The sequence below is a fragment of the Cellulomonas sp. NPDC057328 genome (genome assembly GCF_042667215.1).
In the GTDB taxonomy this organism is placed as follows: domain Bacteria; phylum Actinomycetota; class Actinomycetes; order Actinomycetales; family Cellulomonadaceae; genus Cellulomonas.
Genome location: NZ_JBHUZW010000008.1, coordinates 23,319 through 42,871 on the forward strand (window position 1 = coordinate 23,319; position 19,553 = coordinate 42,871).

The 19,553-nt window shown below is 76.8% G+C and carries 15 protein-coding genes; 6 read left to right on the forward strand and 9 right to left on the reverse strand.

Annotation, left to right across the window (positions count from 1 at the left end):
- Nucleotides 1-93: 93 nt before the first annotated feature.
- Complete coding sequence (locus ACFUMH_RS02870; RefSeq protein ID WP_378200095.1) at nucleotides 94-648, reverse strand: peptidase; 555 nt, start codon at nucleotides 646-648, stop codon at nucleotides 94-96.
- A 55-nt stretch (nucleotides 649-703) separates the two neighbouring features.
- Complete coding sequence (locus ACFUMH_RS02875; RefSeq protein ID WP_378200098.1) at nucleotides 704-2,437, reverse strand: DUF4012 domain-containing protein; 1,734 nt, start codon at nucleotides 2,435-2,437, stop codon at nucleotides 704-706.
- A gap of 261 nt (nucleotides 2,438-2,698) precedes the next feature.
- Between ACFUMH_RS02875 and ACFUMH_RS02880 the strand changes: the two genes are divergently transcribed.
- Complete coding sequence (locus ACFUMH_RS02880; protein WP_378200100.1) at nucleotides 2,699-3,277, forward strand: low molecular weight phosphatase family protein; 579 nt, start codon at nucleotides 2,699-2,701, stop codon at nucleotides 3,275-3,277.
- A 23-nt stretch (nucleotides 3,278-3,300) separates the two neighbouring features.
- The gene (locus ACFUMH_RS02885) at nucleotides 3,301-3,600 is read left to right on the forward strand and encodes a DUF2530 domain-containing protein (RefSeq protein ID WP_378200103.1); all 300 of its coding nucleotides are present in this window, start codon (nucleotides 3,301-3,303) and stop codon (nucleotides 3,598-3,600) included.
- 52 nt (nucleotides 3,601-3,652) lie between these two features.
- Here the strand turns inward: ACFUMH_RS02885 and ACFUMH_RS02890 are convergent, their stop codons facing one another.
- The 6 genes from ACFUMH_RS02890 to ACFUMH_RS02915 form a co-directional block, all read right to left on the reverse strand.
- Nucleotides 3,653-4,471 carry a CAP domain-containing protein gene (locus ACFUMH_RS02890; protein WP_378200106.1) on the reverse strand — a complete coding sequence of 273 codons (819 nt, stop codon included), beginning with the start codon at nucleotides 4,469-4,471 and terminating at the stop codon, nucleotides 3,653-3,655.
- A gap of 121 nt (nucleotides 4,472-4,592) precedes the next feature.
- On the reverse strand, nucleotides 4,593-4,847 hold the full coding sequence (locus ACFUMH_RS02895) for a YbdD/YjiX family protein (RefSeq protein WP_378200109.1): 255 nt from the start codon (nucleotides 4,845-4,847) through the stop codon (nucleotides 4,593-4,595).
- Nucleotides 4,844-7,135 carry a carbon starvation CstA family protein gene (locus ACFUMH_RS02900; RefSeq protein ID WP_378200111.1) on the reverse strand — a complete coding sequence of 764 codons (2,292 nt, stop codon included), beginning with the start codon at nucleotides 7,133-7,135 and terminating at the stop codon, nucleotides 4,844-4,846. Before ACFUMH_RS02900 ends, ACFUMH_RS02895 begins: the two co-directional genes overlap by 4 nt.
- 91 nt (nucleotides 7,136-7,226) lie before the next feature.
- Nucleotides 7,227-10,388 carry a sacsin N-terminal ATP-binding-like domain-containing protein gene (locus ACFUMH_RS02905; RefSeq protein WP_378200114.1) on the reverse strand — a complete coding sequence of 1,054 codons (3,162 nt, stop codon included), beginning with the start codon at nucleotides 10,386-10,388 and terminating at the stop codon, nucleotides 7,227-7,229.
- On the reverse strand, nucleotides 10,385-11,503 hold the full coding sequence (locus ACFUMH_RS02910) for a DUF3027 domain-containing protein (protein ID WP_378200117.1): 1,119 nt from the start codon (nucleotides 11,501-11,503) through the stop codon (nucleotides 10,385-10,387). The genes ACFUMH_RS02905 and ACFUMH_RS02910 overlap by 4 nt, the downstream gene beginning before the upstream one ends.
- A gap of 1 nt (nucleotide 11,504) precedes the next feature.
- Nucleotides 11,505-11,888 carry a cold-shock protein gene (locus ACFUMH_RS02915; protein WP_378200120.1) on the reverse strand — a complete coding sequence of 128 codons (384 nt, stop codon included), beginning with the start codon at nucleotides 11,886-11,888 and terminating at the stop codon, nucleotides 11,505-11,507.
- Nucleotides 11,889-12,047: 159 nt separating this feature from the next.
- On the opposite strand from ACFUMH_RS02915, the gene ACFUMH_RS02920 reads away from it, so the two are divergent.
- Complete coding sequence (locus tag ACFUMH_RS02920) at nucleotides 12,048-12,422, forward strand: TraR/DksA family transcriptional regulator (protein ID WP_378200123.1); 375 nt, start codon at nucleotides 12,048-12,050, stop codon at nucleotides 12,420-12,422.
- A 19-nt stretch (nucleotides 12,423-12,441) separates the two neighbouring features.
- On the opposite strand, the gene ACFUMH_RS02925 is transcribed toward ACFUMH_RS02920, so the two are convergent.
- Nucleotides 12,442-13,629 (reverse strand): M20 family metallopeptidase, encoded by a 1,188-nt coding sequence (locus ACFUMH_RS02925; protein ID WP_378200198.1) that lies wholly within the window; start codon nucleotides 13,627-13,629, stop codon nucleotides 12,442-12,444.
- Between the two features lie 913 nt (nucleotides 13,630-14,542).
- Here ACFUMH_RS02925 and ACFUMH_RS02930 point away from each other — a divergent pair.
- From ACFUMH_RS02930 to ACFUMH_RS02940, 3 genes are all read left to right on the forward strand, one after another.
- Nucleotides 14,543-17,029 carry a helicase-associated domain-containing protein gene (locus tag ACFUMH_RS02930; RefSeq protein WP_378200126.1) on the forward strand — a complete coding sequence of 829 codons (2,487 nt, stop codon included), beginning with the start codon at nucleotides 14,543-14,545 and terminating at the stop codon, nucleotides 17,027-17,029.
- A 126-nt stretch (nucleotides 17,030-17,155) separates the two neighbouring features.
- Complete coding sequence (locus tag ACFUMH_RS02935; RefSeq protein ID WP_378200129.1) at nucleotides 17,156-18,802, forward strand: DNA repair helicase XPB; 1,647 nt, start codon at nucleotides 17,156-17,158, stop codon at nucleotides 18,800-18,802.
- Nucleotides 18,803-19,014: 212 nt separating this feature from the next.
- Nucleotides 19,015-19,494 (forward strand): GNAT family N-acetyltransferase, encoded by a 480-nt coding sequence (locus ACFUMH_RS02940; protein ID WP_378200132.1) that lies wholly within the window; start codon nucleotides 19,015-19,017, stop codon nucleotides 19,492-19,494.
- The last annotated feature ends 59 nt before the right edge of the window (nucleotides 19,495-19,553 follow it).

Here is a 19,553-nt window from a genome sequence, read left to right on the forward strand (position 1 = left end):
ACCATACGTCCCGACACGACGAGCGGGAGGGCCCTCACGACAGTGCGCGAGGACCCTCCCGCTCGAGGTACGGCTGGTGCTGCACGCCCTGTGTCAGGCGCGCACGTCCTGACGGCGCTTGTTGGCGACGACGAGCGCACCGGCGCCCGCGGCGACGAGCGCACCGGCGCCGAGCGCGATCGGGAGTGCATTGGAACCCGTGGCGCTGAGCTGGCCGGCAGCCGCCGTGCCCGCGCCCGCACCGCCGGCAGCGGCGCCAGCCGCGGCCGCGACGGTGAACGTCTGCGTGCTGAGCACAGCACCCGAGACGCCGTCCGTGACGACCGCCGTGTACGAGCCGGCCTGCGACAGCGTCACCGTGAACGTGGCAACGCCGTTGGCGGCCGTCGTCTTGGTGGCGGAGCGCGTACCGGCGATCGAGATGGCGGAGTCGGGGATCGACGCCGGGTTCGACGTGATGGTCAGGTTGACCGGCGTGTTGCCCGGGCCCTGGACCGTGATGGTGAACGACTCACCGAGCGCGGGCGTCGTGTCCGACGCCGTGCCCCGGTTGGTGTAGTCGGCTGCGCCGTACGCGAACGCAGCGGTCGGCGCCAGCGCGAGGGCTGCAGCGGTGACGGCCGTGGCGACCGTGCGGCGGATCTTCATCGGAACTCCCCCGAGTACGTGGAACCGCCCGAGTTCGAGCGGCGGTGTTCGAAGGCTAACCGCTGGATCCGCACGAGGAAAGCGCGGAGACATTAGCGAAGCCCGACGCCGTGGGGGTCGCCCGCAAGAGCACGTCGCCGCTTTGACCAGGGCCGGAGGTGATTTTAGCGCTTATTGTCCGTTTCTGACCCGGTTCGAACACCCACGTCAGGGAGGCCACGCTGAGGCCTTCGTGGACCTGCGCATGCATCTGGCCTGGTTGTCCGTCAACGAGCACGTCCGCCATCTGGGATCCGGTCGGGAGGTACAGAAGCAGATTCGTCTGAAATTCACCCGCTTGCACGATGCGCTCGGTCCCGACGAGGTACTCAGGGAGGTCGGCGGCGTCTGCAGGCGCGGCGTAGGTGTACTCGAGCGCGAGCTCAAGGTCCTGGCCGCCGTCGGGTCGGCATGTCGCGGCGGTCACCCCGCCCTGCACGTCGAGGTAGTACCCGACTTTCGCCTGCGTGCCGTCGTTGAGAAAGGCGCCGACCACCGGCGACGTCCCTGCGGTGCCGCGCAGCTCGCCGGACAGGACGGTCCCCTGCACGACCGCCTGCTCGTCGGCCTCCGCGGACCACACCATCAGCCGGCCCTGCCGCGCAGCCTCGGCCAGCGCGTCGACCGCACCGGCCGGGTCGCCCTGCCCACCCGCGACGGCGGCGAACACCGCCGCGGCGGTCGACGCGAAGAACGCGTCCTGCTCCTGCGGGCTCTCGATGTTGAGGTACACCTGGTTGAGCAGGGTCGGCACGACGTCGTCGGCCGTGAGGGCGCCGCCGTCAGGCAACGGGACGGGGCCCGTGGCACCGAGCACGAGAGCAAGCGTCCCGGGATCGACGGACAGCACGCCGTCGACCTCGCCGCCCACCTGCTGCGCCCAGATGGCGCGGGCGATCTGCGCCGACCGCGGGAAGTCGGGCGTGAAGTTCACGTCGCGCATGTCGGTGGCGAGCAGCGGGCCGAACAGGTCCTGCTCGGCGGGCGTCAGCTCGACCACCGGCTGCTCCAACCCGGACAGCTCACCGCCGGTCCGCTGCTCGACCACCTCGAGCCGCCCGTCCTCCGCGCGCAGCAGCAGCACCGCACCCGCGATCCCACCCGTCGCGCGGGGCTCCGCGTTGTTCTGCACCAGCACGAGGTACTGGCGCGGCCCCTCGGCACCGAGCATCGCCGGCAGCAGCTGCACGGCCTTCGACGCGGTCGAGATGTCCGCGGCCACGCCGGCGAGGCGGCCGCGCAGCTCCTCGACGGGTGCGGCCACCATCGCGACGAGGCCGTCGGTGTCCACCGCGTCGAGCTGCTCGACCGAGGCCCGCACGGCGGTGTCGGCACCGACCACCTGCGGCGCCACCGCGGCGATCGGGTCCAGGTCCAGCCGGCCGTCCACCGGTGCGAGGGCGGTCGGGTCGACCACCGTCGTCGCCTGCACCAGCGGCGGCAGCGCGCGCTGCGCGAGGCCGTCGACCACCTGCGCGACCGTCTGCACGGCCTCGACATTGGGGCCGGCCCACGGCAGCGCGCCGGCGAGCGACCACAGCGGACCGTCGGTGCGCTCGCGCGCGTCCTGGGCGTTGCGCTGCAGGTCCGGCACCACGACCTCCGCCGCGGCGACGTCACCGGCGGCGACGTGCTCCTGCAGGCGGGCCACGTCGGCGGCGGCCGCCTCGAGCGAGTCCCGCGCCTTCAGGGCGTCCATGGCGAACCACGCGCCGGCGCCGAGCACGAGCACCGCCACGCCCGCCGTCACCAGCAGGATCGTGCGCAGCCGCCGTGACGACCCCGCCGACGAGCGCCTGCGCCGCTTGCTGCTGCTCGGCCGCCGCCCACGTCCTCGACGCGCGCCGGACGTCGGTGCCGCGGGCCTCGCCGCCGGTATCGGCTGCGTCCCCCACTGCTCGCCCCACCCCGGATGTGCCACGCGCCCCGTCCCCCACCGTCGACCGTCCGCGTGCTCCGAACGGGGGCACGCACCGCCCGCGATGCTAACCGTCCGGCAGGATGGACCCCCGTGACCACGCCTCCCGACCCCGCTCGCATCCTCACCGTGTGCACCGGGAACATCTGCCGCTCCCCCGCCGTCGAGCGGCTGCTGCGTCAGCGGCTGGCGGGTACGGACGTCGTCGTCGAGTCGGCCGGCACGCGGGCGGTCGTCGGGTCGGGCGTGAGCGCGCCGATGGTGCCGCTCATGGCCGCCGTGGGCGCGAGCGCCGACGGGTTCGTCGCGCGGCAGCTGACGCCGGCGGCGCTGCGGGACGTCGACCTCGTCGTCACGCTCACGCGCGGGCACCGGTCCGCGGTCGTCGAGCACGCGCCCGCCGCGGTGCGCCGCACGTTCACGCTGCTCGAGCTGGCGCGGCTGCTGCAGCACGTCGACCCTGCCGCCCTCGCGGCCGCCGGTGCCACGCCCGGTGAGCGGGTGCGCGCCCTGCCGGCGCTCGCCGCAGCCGTACGGCACCTCGCAGGCGGCGGGGACGACGACGTCGTCGACCCCATCGGCCAGTCCGACACCGTCTACCGGGCGTCGTTCGACGCGATGGCGCCCGCCGTCGACGCGCTGGCCGCCGCCCTGACCTCTCCCGGGCGCTGACGCCCCCGCACTACCATCAGCGGGTGCGCTCACTCCTCGACGTCCTCCTGCACCCCCAGCGCACACCGCCTCCGCCGCTCGACGTCGACCTGGCCCGCGTGATGTCCACCGGCACGGTCGTGTGGGCGCTCGCGCTGCTGGTCAGCACGGCACTGTGGGCGTTCGGGGTCGCGACGGGCCTCACCGTCGCCGTGTGCGTCGCCGGCACGATCGTCGGCATCGTCGGGGTCGTCTGGTCGCGGGGGCACCTGCCGCTTCCGGGCACCGACCAGCCCGGCACCGACCAGCCCGGCGGCCGGCGCGAGGGCGTCGACGCCGCCTGACAGCCCCCGGCGCGTCGCCGCGCCAGCGCAGAGCCGCCCCGACGAGGGCGGCTCAGCCCAGGAACACCTGCGCGCACAGCCACCCGCGCGGCCCCGACGTGCAGCCCACGCCGATCTGCCCGTACGAGGCCCGCAGGATGTTCGCCTTGTGCCCCGACGAGTTCATCCAGCCGGTCACCGCTGCCTCCGCGGTCGGGTAGCCGAGCGACAGGTTCTCCCCCACCGTCCCCGACGGGCAGGCCGCGAGGATCGGCTGCAGCGGGTCGTGCTCGAACCGGCCCTCCGCCACCAGCACCGCCGTGCGCGCGAGCGCCTGCTGCGCCGCGCACGCCGACACCGACAGCTCGCCGAGCCCGGCGGCGCGACGCTCCGCGTTCGTCAGCTCGACGATCCGGGCGGCCATGGCGTCGGCCGGTGCGGACGCCGGGGCGGGGGCGGGCGCGGCGGCCGGGGCCGCGGCGGCCTGCTGCCGACGGGACTCCGGGGCGGGCTCCGGCGCCGGCTCGGCGGCGGGTGCTGCGGGGGCCTCGGCGGCCGGCTCGGGTGCGGCGGCCGCCTCCGGGGTGACCGTCGGCTCGGGCGGTGCGGCCGTCGGCGTCGGGGCGGCGGTCGCGGAGGCGGTCGGCGACGCCGTCGGCGTGGCGGTGCGCTCGGCGCTGCGGGAGGCGGCGTCGGCGCCGCGGTCGTCCACCTCGACGGCCGCGATCACCGCGACCGGGGCCTGCGCACCCGGCGCGAGCGCGACGACGGCACCGGACGCGAGGACCAGCGCGCCGACCGGCGCGAGCAGCCGCGCCCACGGCCTGCGGCGCCGCCGGCGCTGCTGCCAGCGTCGGATCTCGCGTCGGCGGACCACGGGGAGCTCAGGCACGGCGGTGACGTTACCCGAACGTGACCTTTCGGGGTCAAACGGACAGGTCAGGTGCGCAGGGCAACGTCCGCCGGCACAGCCGTGACCCAGCACAGCCGTCGCCGGCCACGGCCCCCGCGCCTCAGCAGCACCGCCCCTGCGGCGACCGGTCCTGCCGGTCCGTGCGGTCGCGCCAGAACTCGCGCGCCGTCATCACCCCCGGGTCGCCCGGCGCGCGCCCGTGCGCGGCCTCGTGCTCGAGGTACCGGTCGTAGGCGTCCTCGCCGAGCAGCGCGCGCAGGAACCGCACGAGGGCGTGCCGCCGCGTCGTCGTCCCGCGCGTCGTCGTCCCCCGCGCCGTCGTCCCCCGCGTCGTCGTCCCCCGCGTCGTCGTCACCCGTGCCCCCCGGACCGCACGCGAGGGTGCGCCTCCTCGTGCTCGCGCCACCGCGCCTCGAGCTCCTTCTCGGGCGGCGTCGGCAGGAACCCGGCGGGCGCGAAGATCCGCGACGGCGTCGCCGGCACCTCCGCGCTCGGCGCCCCGCCCGACCGCACCGACCGGTACGTCGCCCACGCGGCGGTGAGGATGACGACGATCGCGAGCGTCACGAACAGCACCGACAGCACGCCCTGGATCATCGTGTTGCGCACCACCGCACGCATGGCCTCGACGCTCGTCGCCGTGCCGAAGCTCGTCTCCCCCGCGTCCAGCGCGTCCCGGAAGGCGCGGTGCTGCGCGAAGTACCCGATCGCCGGGACGGGCGAGAAGATCTTCTGGAACGACGCCGTGATGGTCACCGCCGCCGCGAACGCCAGCGGCAGCAGCACCACCCACAGGTACCGGGCCCGGCCGTGCTTGGCGATGATCGCCATGCACACCGCGAGCGCGATGGCCGCGAGCAGCTGGTTCGCGATGCCGAACAGCGGGAACAGCGTGTTGATGCCGCCGAGCGGGTCGGTGACGCCCATGAGCAGCACCGCGCCCCACGCGGCGACCATCACGCCCGTCGCGATCCAGGCCCCCACGCGCCACGACGTGTCGCGGAACCGCGGGACCACGTTGCCGATGCTGTCCTGCAACATGAACCGCGCCACGCGCGTGCCGGCGTCGACGGCGGTGAGGATGAACAGCGCCTCGAACATGATCGCGAAGTGGTACCAGAACGCCATCATCCCGGAGCCGCCGACCACCTGCTGCATGATGTGCGCGAGCCCCACCGACAGCGTCGGGGCGCCGCCGGTGCGGGACACGATCGTCTCCTCGCCGACGTCGCTGGCGGTCTGCTCGAGCATCTGTGGCGTCAGGTCGACGCCCGTCAGGCCGAGCCCGTTGACGAACGCGACGGCCCCCTCCACGGTGCCGCCCGTCGCGGCCGCCGACGCGTTCATCGCGAAGTAGATGCCGCGGTCGATCGACAGCGCCGCGACCAGCGCCATGATCGCCACGAACGACTCCATGAGCATGCCGCCGTACCCGATGAGGCGCGTCTGGCGCTCCTTCTCGACGAGCTTCGGCGTGGTGCCCGACGCGATGAGCGCGTGGAAGCCCGACAGCGCGCCGCACGCGATCGTCACGAACAGGAACGGGAACAGCGACCCCGCGACGACCGGCCCGGTGCCCGTGCTCGCGAACTCGCTGACCGCGGGCTGCTCGAGCACCGGCCGCACGATGACGATCGCGACGGCGAGCATGACGATCGTGCCGATCTTCATGAACGTCGACAGGTAGTCGCGCGGCGCGAGCAGCAGCCACACCGGCAGGACCGCGGCGACGAAGCCGTAGACGACGATGCCCCACGCGATGGTCGTGCGGTCGAGCGTGAACAGCTCCGCGCCCCACGCCGTCTCGGCGATCATCCCGCCGCCGACGATCGCCGCCAGCAGCAGCACGAACCCGATCACCGACACCTCGGCGACCTTGCCGGGCCGCAGGAACCGCAGGTACACGCCCATGAGCAGCGCGATCGGGATCGTCATCGCCACCGAGAACACGCCCCACGGGCTCTCCGCGAGGGCGTTGACGACGACCAGCGCCAGGATCGCGACGATGATCACCATGATGACGAGCGTCGCCAGCAGCGCCGCCGTCCCGCCGACCACGCCGAGCTCGTCCCGCGCCATCTGCCCGAGCGAGCGGCCGCCGCGGCGCATCGAGAAGAACAGCACCAGGTAGTCCTGCACCGCACCGGCCAGCACGACGCCGACGATGATCCAGATGGTCCCCGGCAGGTAGCCCATCTGCGCCGCCAGCACCGGCCCGACCAGCGGCCCGGCACCCGCGATCGCGGCGAAGTGGTGCCCGAACAGCACGCGCCGGTCCGTCGTGACGAAGTCCTTGCCGTCCGCGGAGTACTCGGCGGGCGTCGCGCGCCGGTCGTCCGGGCGCAGCACGTGCTTCTCGATGTACCGCGAGTAGAACCGGTACGCGATGAGGTAGGTGCAGACGGCCGCGAACACGAACCAGATCGCGTTCACCGTCTCGCCGCGCACCACCGCGATGACCACCCACGCCACGCCGCCCAGCAGGGCGATCGCCGCCCACACCGCGATGCGCAGCGGCGTCCACCGGCGGTGCTCCGCCTCGACGGCGTCCACGTCCAGCGCCACCGGCGGCAGCGCCGGGTCCTGCTCCAGCACGTTCCCGTCGCGACCGCGTCCGCGCGCGGGCCCCCTGCGATCGGCCATGTCATCTCCCCCTCGAGACCGGCTCTGCGTCTCGCACAGTAGCGAGCGGGGGCGGATGCGCGCGGTGGGAGCGGGGTGGGCGTGGCGGTGCTCAGCCGAGCAGGACGTCGAGGACGACGTCCGGGCGGCCCGGCTCGACCAGCAGCGCCTCGAGCGCCGCGCGCAGGTGCCACGCGCCGGCGGCCGCCGCCAGGCCCGCGGCGAGGCCGGCCAGGTGCACGGCGTGCACGCGCGCGTCGGCGCCCGCGCCCTCGACCCACCACTCGACCGGCTCGCCGTCGACCGTGAGGTCGTCGTGCCGCTCCCAGACCGCCGGGACGCCGGTGAGCAGGTCCGCGACCGCGTCCGGCACGGGCTCGACGTCCCCGGGCTCGTCGACGCGCCCGTCCGCGGACTCCGCGGCGCGGGGCACGTCGAGGCGCGCGGCGACGCGGGCGGCGTCGGCCCCGGGCGGGACGGGCACCACGGCCCCGAGGTCGCGGCGCTGCCACCACGCCGGGCCGTCGGCGACGACGGCGGACGACGCCTCCGCGACGACGGCGTCCGCGGGGCCGGTCAGCGCGACGACGACGTCCGGGGCGAGCGTGCCCGGGACGTCGTCCGCCGCCCACGCCCGCCACACGGCCGCCGCCACCGTCGGGGGCACGCGCGTGCCCGGCGGCCCGAGCCGGTCGAGCACCTCGTCCCAGTCCGCCGGGCCTAGCTCCGCCAGCGAGCCGACGCCGCCGAGCGCCCGCAGCACGTCCGGGTCCAGGTGCGCGTACGCGCGCGGCACGGGCGGCAGCATGCCCGCCGGCGCGTCCGACCCCGCCAGCGCGAACACCGCCGGCAGCGACGGCTCCACGCGCGTGCGCAGCCACCACGCGGCGTACGACGGCAGCGGCGTGCCCGCACCCTCCGCACGGACGGGCGTCAGCAGCGCCGCGCGCAGGTGCGGGCGGGACGCCACGTGCACGAGCACGTCCGGCCACGCGTCCTCCGCGACGGCGTCGAGGTCCGCGACCGCGTCCACGTCCCCCACGTACAGGCCCGCGCCGACGGCGTCCGCGAGGTGGTCGACGTACTCCGTCCAGCCGTCCAGGGACGCCGCGGCGAGCGCCGCCGGGTCGTCCGGGTCGTCGTCCGCGAGCACGCCCGTGACGACGTCCGGCACGCGCGTGACGACGAGGTCTGCGCGCACGCCCACCGCCGTGAGGACGGCGGGGCCCCAGCGGTCGACGACGTCGAGGGCGACCGGGGCGAGCACGCGGTCGTCGAGCAGGGCGGCCGCCGGGGAGCCCGGCAGGACGAGGCCGTGCGCGGGCGACGGCTCGCCGTCGGCGGCGGTGAGCGTGAGCAGGCCGAGCCAGGGGACGGCGTCCGGGGGGACGACGTCGTGGGCGGGCGTCTCGTGGGTGCGGGCCGTGTCGTCGCGGACCGCCGGCAGGGCCGCGACCAGGTCGAGGACCGCGTCGGTGACGCGGCGGGCGTGGTCGAGGTCGTCGTCGTCCGCCTGCGCGAGGACCGCGGCGCGCACGGCCGGGTGCGCGAGCAGCGCCGCCGCGTCCGGCTGGTCCGCGCCCAGGCGCACGAGCAGCGGGCGGGCCGCGCGCGGGTCGACGACGCGCAGGCCACCCGCGCGGAGCACCGCGAGGGTGTCCGGCGCGAGGGCGTCCGCGAGGTCGGCGTCGAGGACCACCGTGCCGCGCGCGCCCCGGACCGTGCGGCCGTCCGCGAGCGGCACGGGCAGCGCGCCCAGCGACTCGCGCGTGCGTGGGTCGGCGGCCGCCGGCTCGAGGGCGTCGTAGAGGGCCGGCCAGTCGACGCCGTCACCCGCGGGCAGGTCGTCGACGACCTCCGCGAGCGTGCGCTCCTCGACGCCGAGCGCGCGGGCGGCGGTGCGGCCGGCTTGCGGGACGTCGACGAGGCCGGCCAGGACGGTGCCGAGCGCGCGGACGGCGGCCGGGTCGGTGAGGTCGCGCACGAGGGTGGCGTCGCGCGGGGCGACGAGGGAGGTGTGGGGTGCGGGAGGCGCGTCGGCGGTCGCCGGGGCGGGCGTCGTGGGTGCGGGTGGCGCGGGGTCGGGCGTCGCGGGGTCGGGCGTCGCCGCGGTGAGGAGCGGCGTGCGGGTCAGCGCCGCGACGGCACGCTCGCGCAGGGCCGCGTCGAGGGGGCCGTCCGGCAGGCCCGTCGGGACGAGGTCGAGGACGTCGCGACCGGCGGCGGCGAGGTCGCCGAGGAGTGCGGCGTAGGCGTCGGCGGCGTGGTCGAGGACGGCGTCGGTGAGCGGGCCGGCGGCGACGTGCCGGCGCGAGGGGTCGAGCGGCAGCGTCGCGACGAGCAGCGCCGGCAGGCCCAGGGGCTCGTCCGTGGGCGTCGGCGCGTGCACCACGCCCGGCGGGCGCACGCCCGAGCCGTCGCGGGGCACCGCCCACGTGACGCGCCAGCGGCGGGCGCTGCGCTCCTCGACCGGCCGGTCGGCCGTCAGCGCCAGCGGCAGCTCACCCTCGGCCGTGCGGACGTGCCAGCGGTCCGTCACCGCGGCGAGCCGGCGCGGGGGCGCGTCGTCGTCCTCGACGACCACCTCGACGAGCGCCGGCAGCGCGAGCAGCAGCGCGTCGCCGACCTCGGCGAGCAGCGCGCGCACCGCGTCGGCCGCGGCGGCGTCACGCAGCGTGAGGACGACCGCCGTGTCGTAGCCCGCCGGCGGGCGGGCGTCGGACTCCCACGGCAGGCGCAGCGCCGGGAGGGACCGCTCGCGGCGGTCGACCTCCGCGGCCAGGTCGGGGCGCCCGTGGGACGCCTCGCGCGCGGCGGTGTCCGCGAGGGCGGCGCGGGTCGCGTCCAGCGAGAACCGCACCGCGCCCGTGGTGGAGGCGACCGCCACGTCGTCCGCGACCGCGCGCACCGCCGCGAAGCCGACGCCGAACCGCCCGACCGTCGACGGCGCCGCGTCCCGCTTGGCCGACGCGCGCATCGACGCGAGCGACGCCACCCCGGCGGCGTCCAGGGGCGCGCCCGTGTTCGCGGCGACGAGCTCCGCGACGCCGGTCGGACCGGTCGACAGGCGCAGCAGCAGGCGCCCCGGGACGCCCGCGCGGGCCGCCGCGTCGGCGGCGTTCTGCGCGAGCTCGACCACCACGCGGTCGCGGTAGTACCCGCGGGCGTGGTCCTCCTCGGTGTTGGCGTCCTCGCGCAGGCGCGCGGGCGACGCCCGCCACGCCTCCAGCACCGCCGCGCGCAGGGCGGCGGTGCCGAAGACGTCGGCGGTCACGCGGAGGTGGGTGCGTCGCCGCCGTCGGGGGTCTCGTCGGCGGGGGCCTCGTCGGCGGGGGTGGCGACGCCGGTCGGGGCGTCGGTGGGGCTGTCCTCAGCGACGGCGTCGTCGGCGGGTGCGCCCTCGGCGACCGCGGACTCGGCCGGCGTCGGCGCGGCGGCGTCCTCGTCGGCCGGGACGTCCTCCGTCGCGGGCGTCTCGCCCTCGGGGGCGGGCGCGGTCTCGCCGGTCACCGCGTCACCGGCCTCCTGCGCGGGGGCGGCGGGCGTCGGGACGTCGTCCGACGGCGCCTCGTCCGTCAGCTCGTCCGTCGGCTCGTCCACCGGCACGACGACGACCGGCTCGGGCTCCGCCGCAGCGGCGCGACCGCGGTCGACGACGTCGATGCTCGTCTCGTCGATCAGCGGGTCCGGCGCGGGCCACTCCGACGGCACCGGCTCGACGTCGGTCTCCGAGTGCGCGCCGCAGCCGTGGTCGAGGCTGACGACCTTGCCGTCGTCCGGCGACCACGCGTTCGCGCACACGCCGAACACCGTGCCGAGCGACCCCTGCAGCTTCACCAGGAACCCGCACGACGCGCACGCCGCCGCGGACGCGACCGCACCGGCGCTCGTCGGCCCGCGGGACCCGCGGTACCAGCGCTCGGCGGCCTCGTCGCGACCCTGCGGCGACAGCACCCGCACGCGTGCGAGCGCGAGCTCGTCGATCGCGACCTCGTCGAGCTCGGGGTCGCCGGTGGGCGTCCAGCCCGGCTCGAGGCGCGGGTCGTCGGGCCGGAACGGCAGCACGTCGCCCGGGCCGATGTCGCCGGGGCGCAGGCGCTCCGACCACGGCACCCACGGGCGCGGCAGGATCGCGTCGTCGCCCGGCAGCAGCTCCGCCTCGCACACCGTGGCGGTGCGGCCGCGGGGCACGCGCGCGACCGTCACGGTCCACGCCCACCCGCGGTACCCGCGCGCGGTGCACGCGAACCGGTGGGACACGAGCCGCTCCGACTCGCGCACGGCGCCGAGGTACTCGCCGACGTGCGTCGGCTCCTCGGCGATCTCGACCGCGACCTCGCGCGCGAGGTCGACGGCACGGTCGAGGACGGCGTCCTTCGTCGCGGCCACGTCAGGCCTCGAGCTTGTCCGCGACGGCGCGCAGCAGCGTGGCGTACTGCCCGGCGCGCGCCCCCTCGGGGTACCGGCCGCGACGCAGGTCGTTGCCGACCTTGTCGAGCACCTTGATGAGGTCCTCGACGACCACGGCCATCTCGTCGGCAGGCACGCGCTTGGCCTTCACGACGGACGGCACGGGGTCGAGGACGGTGACCGAGAGCGCCTGCGGGCCGCGCCGGCCGTCGGCCACGCCGAAGTCCACGCGCGTGCCGGGCTTGGGCGCGGTGACGCCCGCGGGCAGCGCGGACGCGTGCAGGAACACCTCGCCACCGTCGTCGCTGGCGATGAAGCCGAAGCCACGCTCGGTGTCGAACCACTTGACCTTGCCGGTGGGCACTGCCGACTCCTCGGAAAAGACGCGCGCGCCCACGGCACGTGGACGCACATCCAGGCTACCGGCAGGCGCACGCGCATAGGGGACGTGCCCGCGGGCGCGCGGACGGCTCCCGTGCGGATGTCGGCGGCGGATGTCGGTGGCCGGTGCTGGACTGTGCCGGTGGAGGTCACCCGGGTGGACGCGGACGAGCCCGTCGCCGACGGTGCCCGCGCGCGGCTGCTCGAGCTGCGCGCCGAGGCGGCCGACCGTCTCGCGTCGCTGGGTGCCGCGCGCACCGACGTGGTGGACGCGGCGCGCGGCGCCAACGTGGACGACGAGCACGACCCCGAGGGCGCGACGATCGCGTTCGAGCGCGCGCAGCTCGAGGCGCTCGCGGCCGACGCGGGGCGGCGGCTCGTCGAGGTCGACGCGGCGCTCGCCCGGCTCGACGCCGGCACGTACGGGACCTGCGCGGTCGGCGGGGAGCCGATCGACGCGGGCCGGCTGGTGGCGCGGCCCACCGCGACGACGTGCGTGCGGCACGCGTCGGGGTGACCGGGGCGGCGGGTGCGGCTCAGCCCTCCGCGAGGCGGTCCAGCGCGAGCGCGGCGAGGAGGGCCGAGCCGGCCGCGAGCGCGTCGTCGGCGAAGCGGGCGCGCGGCGAGTGGTTGTACGGCGCGGTGGCGGGGTCGTCGTCGTGCGGCGTGGCGCCGACGAACACGAACGCGCCCGGCACCTCCTGCAGCACGTAGCTGAAGTCCTCGGCGCCCGGCACGGGTGCGTCGGCGGTGACCCACGCGGCGTCCCCGAGCAGCGCGCGGCTGACCCGCTCGGCGCGGTCAGCCTCGTGGGCGTCGTTGGACGTCACCGGGTAGCCGCGCTCGTAGTCGACGGTCGCGGACAGGCCGTGCGCCGCCGCGACGTGCTCGGCGAGCCGCGCGATCCGGTCGGGCACCACCGCGTGCGTCGCCGTGCTGAACGTGCGGACCGTCGCCTCGATGTGCGCGTCGTCGGGGATGACGTTGTCGCGGTTGCCGGCGCGGACGTGCCCGACCGTGACGACCAGCGGGTCGAAGACGTCGAACTGGCGCGTCACCATCGCGTGCAGGGCCAGCACGATCTCGGCGGCCACGGGCACGGGGTCCTGCGCGAGGTGCGGCTTCGAGGCGTGCCCGCCGCGCCCGTGCACGGTGATGCGGACCGTGTCGGACGCCGCCATCATCGTCCCCGGCCGCCCGGAGACGACGCCCGCCGGCAGGAGCGACGACACGACGTGCAGCCCGTACGAGGCGACGGCCCGCGTGCCGGCGGCCTCGAGCACGCCCTCGTCGATCATGAGGCGCGCGCCGTGCCAGCCCTCCTCGCCCGGCTGGAACATGAGGACGACCGACCCGGCGATCTCGTCCCGCCGCGCCGCGAGCAGGCGCGCCGCGCCGACGAGCCCCGCGACGTGCAGGTCGTGCCCGCACGCGTGCATGACGCCCGGCCGCTCGGAGGCGAAGTCCTCGCCGGTCTCCTCGGCCACGGGCAGCGCGTCCATGTCGCCGCGCAGCAGCACCGCCGGGCCGGGGCGCCCGCCGCGCAGCACCGCCGTGACCGACGACAGGCCCCGGCCGGTGTGCACCTCGAGCCCGAGGTCCGCGAGCGCGTCGAGGACGAGGCGCTGCGTGTCGGGCAGGTCGAGGCCGATCTCGGGGACGCGGTGCAGCGCGTGGCGCAGCGCCGCCGTGCGGGGCAGGTCCGCCAGGGCGTCGGCGCGCAGGGCGGCGAGGACGTCGGCGGTCACCGCCGTGCCGGTCGTGCCGGTCGTCCCGGTCGTGCCGCCCGTGCCGCTCGTGCCGTCCGCACCCGTCGTGCCGGTCCGCTCGTCCACGTCTGCCGCCTCTCCTCGCCCGGTCGTCCCACCATCCCACACGGCCCACCGCGGGACCCGGGCCGCGCGCCGGGCTGCAGACGCCGCGGGCGGCCCACCCCGGCGCGCGAACCGGCCGTTGTGCAGCCGTCCCGGCTCCGGAAGCTGCACAACCACCGGTTTGACGGACACCCGACGCGTCGACCCGCGGCTGACCGGCCACCGGACCGAGCAACCCGCGAACCGGCCGTCGTTCAGCCAACCCGGCCTCGGACGCTGCACGACCACCGGTTCGACGCGCTGCCGACGCGTCGGCCCCCGGCCGACCGACCATCGAACCGACCCCGCGCGCGAACCGGCCGTTGTACAGCCGTCCCGGCCCCGGAAGCTGCACAACCACCGGTTCGACGGACGCCCGACGCGTCGACCCGCGACTGACCGGCCACCGGACCGAGCAACCCGCGAACCAGCCGTCGTGCAGCCAACCCGGACCCGGACGCTGCACGACCACCGGTTCGACGCGCCGCCGACGCGTCGGCCCCCGGCCGACCGACCATCGAACCGACCAGCCCACGAATCGGCCCTTGCGCAGCGATCCCGGCCCTGGAGGCCGGACCACCAACGGTTCGACGGGCCGCCGACGCCTCGGCCCCGCAGCCGACCGGCATTCGGACCGACCAGCCCACGAACCGGCCCTCGTGCAGCGATCCCGGACCCGGACGCTGCACAACCACCGGTTCGCGGGCCGCGTCGACCCGGCGACGGGGCAGGTCAGGGGCCGTTGCGGCGGTGCGGGGTCCGCCGCGCTCGTATCGTTGTGCGGATGGCCACGTTCTCCGGGTACCTGCGGGCGCGCAGCGACGACGACCTCGTCGCCCTGCTCACGCGCCGTCCCGACCTGGCCACGCCGTCGCCGGCGACCCTCGCGTCGCTCGCCGCGCGGGCCACGAGCCGGTCCAGCCTGGACCGCGCGCTCTCCGGCGCCGACGGGCTGGTGCTGCAGGTCGTCGAGTCGGTCGTCGTCCTGACCGAGGACCCGCAGGCACCCGCGCCGAGCCCCGGCGACGTCGTGCGCGCGGTCGGCGCCGACGCGGACGACGACGCCGCCGCGGCCGTGCACCGCGCCCTCGGCACCGCGGTCGACCTGGCGCTGCTGTGGACGGACGACACCGGCCTGCACGCCGCGCCCGGCCTGCCGGACGCCCTCGGCGCCACCGTCGCCGGCCTCGCGCCCGTCTCCGAGCGGCGCCGCACGGGCGTCGACGCCCCCGCCGACCCGCGGGCCGTGCTAGCCGAGGCACCGCCCGCGGCAGGGCAGGTGGTCGACGCGCTGCTGTGGGGCCCGCCCGTGGGACGCGCCCCGGCCGGCGGCCCCGCGGCGGACGCCGTCGACTGGCTGGTGCGGCAGGGGCTGCTCGTGCGCGGCGACGACCGCCACGTCCTGCTGCCACGGGACGTCGCCCTGCTCCTGCGCGCCGGCCGCACGCACCGTGCACCGGCGCTCGCGCCGACCGCCGCCGCCGACGCCCCCGTGCGCCCCGCCGCGCTGGTGGCCGCGGAGTCGACGGCCGCCGCCGAGCGGACGGTCCGGCTCGTGCGCCAGCTCGTGGAGCTGTGGGAGCAGTCGCCGCCGGGCGTGCTGCGGGCCGGCGGGCTCGGCTCGCGCGACCTGCGGCGCACCGCGCAGGCGCTGGACGTCGAGGACGGCGACGCCGCGTGGCTCGTCGAGACCGCCGGGTCCGCCGGTCTGGTCGCCGACGACGGCGAGGAGACGCCCGCGTTCGTCCCGACGATCGAGTCGGACGTGTGGGACGCCGAGGACGTGCCGCACCGGTGGGTGCGGCTCGCGCGGGCGTGGCTGCTCTCGGCCCGGACGCCGTGGCTCGTCGGCGAGCGCGACGAGCGCGGCACGCTGCGGGCGGCGCTCGACCCGGAGCTCGCGCGGCCGTGGGTGCCGCGGCTGCGCCGCACGGTGCTCGACGTCCTCGCGGACCTGCCGCCCGGCACGTCGCCCACCGCCGACGACGTGCACGCGCTGCTGCGCTGGCGGACGCCCCGCGCCGTGCCGCCGCGCGCCGCGGTCGACGCCGTGCTCGACGAGGCCGGTCGGCTCGGCGTGCTCGGCGCCGGCGCGCTGTCCGGTGCGGGCCGCGCGCTGCTCGCCGAGGACGCCGCGCTCGACGGCGGCGACCCCGCCACCGCCCCCGACCCGGCCGCGGCGCTCGCCGCCGACCTGCCGGACGCCGTCGACGAGGTGCTGCTGCAGGGCGACCTGACGGGTGTCGTCCCCGGGCGGCCGAGCGCCGCGCTCGAGGAGCTGCTGGAGAGCGTCGCGCGGGTCGAGTCCCGCGGCGGCGCGGTCACGGTCCGGTTCACGACGGAGACGGTGCGCCGCGCGCTCGACGCGGGCGCGTCGGCGGACGAGCTGCTCGCGCGGCTGGGCGCGGCGTCGCGCGGACGCGTGCCGCAGCCGCTCGAGTACCTGGTCCGGGACGTCGCGCGCCGGCACGGACGCCTGCGCGCGGGCGCCGCGTCGGCGTACGTGCGGTCGGACGACCCCGCGCTGCTCGCCGGCCTCGCGGACGACCCGCGGCTCGCCGGCCTCGGCCTGCGCGCCCTCGCGCCGACCGTGCTCGTCGCGGACGCCACGACCGCCGAGCTGCTCGAGGTGCTGAGGGCGCGCGGGCTGGCCCCCGTCGCCGAGGACGCGCGCGGTGCCGTGGTGCACGCGCTCGCCCCGGCACGGCGCGTGCGGGGACGGGCCGCGGTGCGGGCGCGCCGGCGGGCCGCCGACGGCGGCGCGGTGCACCAGCCGGACGTGCGGGCGCGCGCGGCGCGGGTCGTCGAGGTGCTGCGCCGGGCCGACGCGAGCGCCGTGGCGGTCGCCCCGGACCTCGAGCCGGGCGGGACGCGCGTCCCGCCGGCCGGGGCGCGGACCGGGCGGGTGCTGGGGCGCGGGCGTGCGGCGGACGCGGACGGCGCCGGCCCCGCGCCGGACGCTCCCGCGGACGCCACCACGGCACCGGCCACGACCGCGCCCGGCACGACCTCCACCGGCTCCCCCGCACGCGCGTCCGCCGGAACAACCGACCCCGCCGACGCGTTGCTGCTCCTGCGCGAGGCGGCCCAGGCCCGCAGCCTCGTCTGGGTCGAGCTCGTCGGCCCGGACGGCCGGTCCGACCGGCGGCTCGTCCGGCCGCTGCGCGTCGAGGGCGGCCGGCTGCGCGCGCTCGACCCGCGGCGCGAGGCGGAGCTGACCGTCGCGGTGCACCGCATCGCCGGCGTCGTCCCCGCCGACGGCCCCGCCTGAGCCCCGGACCGAGCACCGAGCCGAGCCCCGACCCGACCACAGCCCCGAGCGACGAGCGCCGCCCGACGCGCGTCCGACCACCCGTCGTCCCCCGGACGGCGACCCGCCCGACCGAGGAGGACCCGCGTGCCCGACGGCCCGCTCATCGTCCAGAGCGACAAGACGCTCCTGCTGGAGGTCGACCACGACCAGGCGGACGCCTGCCGCCGCGCCATCGCACCCTTCGCCGAGCTCGAGCGCGCGCCCGAGCACGTGCACACGTACCGCCTGACGCCGCTGGGCCTGTGGAACGCGCGCGCCGCCGGGCACGACGCCGAGCAGGTCGTCGACACGCTGCTCGAGTACAGCCGCTACCCGGTGCCGCACGCGCTGCTCGTCGACGTCGCCGAGACGATGGCGCGCTACGGGCGGCTGCAGCTGATCCAGCACCCCGTGCACGGGCTCGTGCTGCACGCGCTCGACCCGGCGGTGCTCGTCGAGGTCATGCGGTCCAAGAAGACGGCGGGCCTGCTCGGGGCGCGCGTCGACGACACCGACGTGATCGTGCACAAGTCGGAGCGCGGGCACCTCAAGCAGGTGCTGCTCAAGCTCGGCTGGCCCGCCGAGGACCTCGCGGGCTACGTCGACGGCGAGGCGCACCCCATCGCGCTGGCCGAGGACGGCTGGTCGCTGCGCCCGTACCAGAACCAGGCGGTCGAGAACTTCTGGCACGGCGGCTCGGGCGTCGTCGTCCTGCCCTGCGGCGCCGGCAAGACGCTGGTGGGCGCGGGTGCGATGGCGAAGAGCTCGACGACCACGCTCATCCTCGTCACCAACACCGTCAGCGCGCGCCAGTGGCGCGACGAGCTGGTCAAGCGCACCTCGCTCACCGAGGACGAGATCGGCGAGTACTCCGGCACGCGCAAGGAGATCCGCCCCGTCACGATCGCGACGTACCAGGTGCTGACGACGAGGCGGAAGGGCGTCTACACGCACCTCGAGCTGCTCGACGCGCGCGACTGGGGCCTGGTCGTCTACGACGAGGTCCACCTGCTGCCCGCACCGATCTTCCGCATGACGGCCGACCTGCAGGCGCGCCGCCGCCTGGGCCTGACCGCCACGCTCGTGCGCGAGGACGGCCGCGAGGACGAGGTCTTCTCGCTCATCGGCCCCAAGCGGTTCGACGCGCCGTGGAAGGACATCGAGGCGCAGGGGTACATCGCCCCGGCGGAGTGCGTCGAGGTGCGCCTGACGCTTCCCGACAACGAGCGCATGCTCTACGCGACGGCCGAGCCGGAGGAGCGGTACCGGCTCGCCGCGACCGCGGGCGGCAAGGAGCGCGTCGTCGACCAGCTCGTCGCGAAGCACGCCGGCGAGCCGACCCTCGTGATCGGCCAGTACCTCGACCAGCTCCACGAGATCGCCGAGCACATCGGCGCCGACGTCATCACCGGCGAGACGCCCGTGAAGGAGCGGCAGCGGCTGTTCGACGCGTTCCGCCACGGCGAGATCACGAAGCTCGTGGTCTCGAAGGTCGCGAACTTCTCGATCGACCTGCCGGAGGCGTCGGTGGCGATCCAGGTGTCCGGCTCGTTCGGGTCGCGGCAGGAGGAGGCGCAGCGGCTCGGGCGGATCATGCGCCCGAAGGCGTCGGGGAAGACGGCGCACTTCTACACCGTCGTCGCCCGCGACACGGTCGACCAGGAGTTCGCGGCCCACCGGCAGCGCTTCCTGGCGGAGCAGGGGTACGCCTACACGATCGTCGACGCGGAGGACCTGGGCGTAGCGCAGTGAAGGGTGGGGGCGCCCCCGGCGCACCCGCCCGCAACGAAGCGCAGCCCAGGCCCGACCACAGGCACAGGGACCTTGGGGTCGCCCAGTAGATCCCGTCCTCGAACCGGCCGTCGTGCAGCATTTCCTCGCCGGGATGCTGCATGACGGCCGGTTCGTCGTCCCGGCGGCGAATGCGGTCGCGTCCGCGGCGCCGGGCGTGCGAGCGTGCGGGTGTGCACCTGCGTGACGCGACCGACGACGACGCCGACCTGCTCGTCGACCTGCTGGTCGAGGCGTTCAACTGGACCGGTGAGCCGCGGTTCACGCGCGACGACGTGCTGCGCGACCCGCACACGGCCCGCTACCTGGGCGGGTGGCGACGGCCGGGCGACCTCGGTGTCGTCGCCGTGGCGGACGGCGCGCCCCTCGGCGCGGTGTGGGCGCGCGCGCTGCCGGCGGACGAGCCGGGGTACGGCTGGGTCGCGGACGACGTGCCCGAGCTCGGCATGGCCGTCGCCGCCGGCCGCCGCGGTGCGGGCGTCGGCTCGGCGCTGCTCGCGGGGTTCCTCGACCGGGCGCGTGCGCAGGGGTGGACGGCCGTGAGCCTGAGCGTCGAGGACGGCAACACCGCCGCCCGTGCGCTGTACGAGCGGCACGGCTTCGTCGTCGTCGGCCGCAACGGCGGGTCGGACACGATGCTGCGCACGCTGTGACCCGGCCCGTCGCGGCCCCTCCCGGCGCGCGCCGGAACATCGCCGCCCCGTGGGCCGTT